The organism is Nesterenkonia flava (genome assembly GCF_031432335.1).
In the GTDB taxonomy this organism is placed as follows: domain Bacteria; phylum Actinomycetota; class Actinomycetes; order Actinomycetales; family Micrococcaceae; genus Nesterenkonia; species Nesterenkonia flava.
In genome coordinates this window covers 1-2155 of record NZ_JAVKGT010000065.1, presented here as the reverse complement: position 1 = coordinate 2155, position 2155 = coordinate 1, and the positions used below count along the sequence as shown (strand labels likewise).

Here is a 2155-nt window from a genome sequence, read left to right as displayed (position 1 = left end):
GGTGTAGGGTCGGCCAGCAGCGCCCTGCCAGTCTTTGAACTGGTGGGTTTCTGCTGGCCGCCCTCCGAACCGGACGTGCCCATTCCTGAGCATCCGGCTCTCCATGTGCTCATGCCAAGGCGTTCGTCCATGGTGTGGGAATGCGGGTTCCTCGATACCGGTAGCGGGCCACGGTGACCTGCTGGCATCGGAAGAACTCGATTCCTTGGTCGCGGATCTGCCAGCCGGGCAGATGACGACGCACCAGGGTGCGCATGTTCAGTTTCGGGTGTCGTTTCTTCAACCAGCCGACGATCCGCCAGAAGGCGAAGTGGTCGATATAGCTGAAGAGGTGTTTCACGACGCCGTGTTGAAAGTATGTGCACCAACCCCGCAATGCCGGGTTTAACCGGCGCAGCAGGTCGGCGAGTGTTCGATGAGATGCCCGGCGGGTCAGCGTCCGCACCTTGTCCTTGATGGAAGCCAGGGACTTCCATGACGGGTAGGTGTAGATCGCGGTTTTCCCGCCATGACCTCTGATTCGGCGGCGCTGGATGTGCCACCCGAGGAAGTCGAACCCGGTGTCTATGTGCGTGACCATCGTCTTCTCGACCGACAGGCGTAAACCCATGGGCGCGAGCACTGCAGCGACTTCGTCCCAGAGCGCTTCGGCATCAGCGTGGGTGCCACGGACGAGGACAACGAAGTCGTCCGCGTAGCGGACCATCTTCATCGTCGCGCCCCCAGCGCGTTGATACTTCGTGCGCGACCATTGCGGTCCGAGCGCATCCCACTTGCGTTGGAAATGCTCGTCCACCACGGACAGGGCGATATTTGCCAGCAACGGCGACAGAATCCCGCCTTGCGGGGTACCGGTGAACGTGTCCCTGTTCACACCGTCCTCACTGAGGACTCCCGCTTTCAGGAAACCGCGGGTCAGACGCAATACACGTTTGTCGGTGATGCGACCGCGGACACGCTGCATGAGCGCGTCGTGGTCGATCTCGTCGAAACACGCGGTGATGTCCGCTTCAAATACCTCCACGTAACCACGTGAGGCGTAGTAGTGGATCTCCGCGATCGCGTCCTGCGCCCGACGGCGCGGCCGAAACCCATACGAGGACGGCACAAAGTCCGCCTCGAAAATCGGTTCCAGCACCAGTTTCAGGGAGGCCTGAACGATCCGGTCCGTCATCGTCGGAATCCCCAAGCTACGGACCTTGCCGTTGCCCTTCGGGATCGACTTCTGACGCACCCGTTCCGGGACGAACTCGCCGTTCTTGACGCTCTCGCGCAGATCGGCGAGCATCCCCGACACTCGGTCCGGGGTGACGGATCGCGGCGCGATCCCATCGACTCCAGCAGTGCGGCCTCCCTTGTTTCCCGCCACCCGATTCCACGCCGCGGTGAGGAACGCGGGGTCATAGACCAGATTGAACACATCATCGAAACGACGAGCAGGATCGCCCGTCGCCCATCGGTGCAGTTTCGTCTGCATAGTCAGTACCCGCGCCCACGCCTCCGATGTGTCGGCAGGCCACGGAACATCCGCATTCACGGCTGTGCCTCCTTTTCTGCTTCTGTCACTGCGATCACACTGGACCCCTTCGCCATGTGACCGGCTTTCCCGGCCTCGGACTACTACAGGCCCTCCGCCCCACCCCGGCCCGATCAGCAGACCGTGCACTCAGCCGAGGAAATCGTCGCTGGCTGCGACGGTGCCCCGGCGGAACCGGGATGGTTCCCACGTTCACTTCCGAACCTTTCGACGGGATCGGCACCCAGTTATGCCCCAGCATCCTCGCCACGACTACGCCGCAGGCATTCACCGTGGCCTCCCGACCGGCGACATCACCCAGCCCAGGAGTTCTCCCCACCACCGAAGCGGCGAGGGTGCGCGATGCAACCCGACCCACATCCACCAGGTTGGAGTCGGTGGTCTTCAATTGAGGGGCTTTCAGCCACTGGTTCCTATCCGTATGCCTCTCCGTCTCGCTAGCCGAGCCCGCACCATCTGGCAGTACTGATACGACTCGTCGTTGTCGAGGACTGCTCCACCCGCCGCATTCACGCCAACACGGCAGATCATCCTCCAGCTATCACACGCCTGCTGCGACAGACGCGAAGCGGTGTCCTTTCACCACCGCAAGGTCCAGAAGCGCCTCGTGGCGCTCGA

At 62.5% G+C, this 2155-nt stretch carries 1 protein-coding gene; it reads right to left on the bottom strand.

Translation table 11 applies throughout. The annotated features are described in order from the left end of the window. Positions 1-109: 109 nt before the first annotated feature. The gene (ltrA, locus tag RH857_RS13440) at positions 110-1537 is read right to left on the bottom strand and encodes a group II intron reverse transcriptase/maturase (RefSeq protein WP_310538484.1); all 1428 of its coding nucleotides are present in this window, start codon (positions 1535-1537) and stop codon (positions 110-112) included. Between the last annotated feature and the right edge of the window lie 618 nt (positions 1538-2155).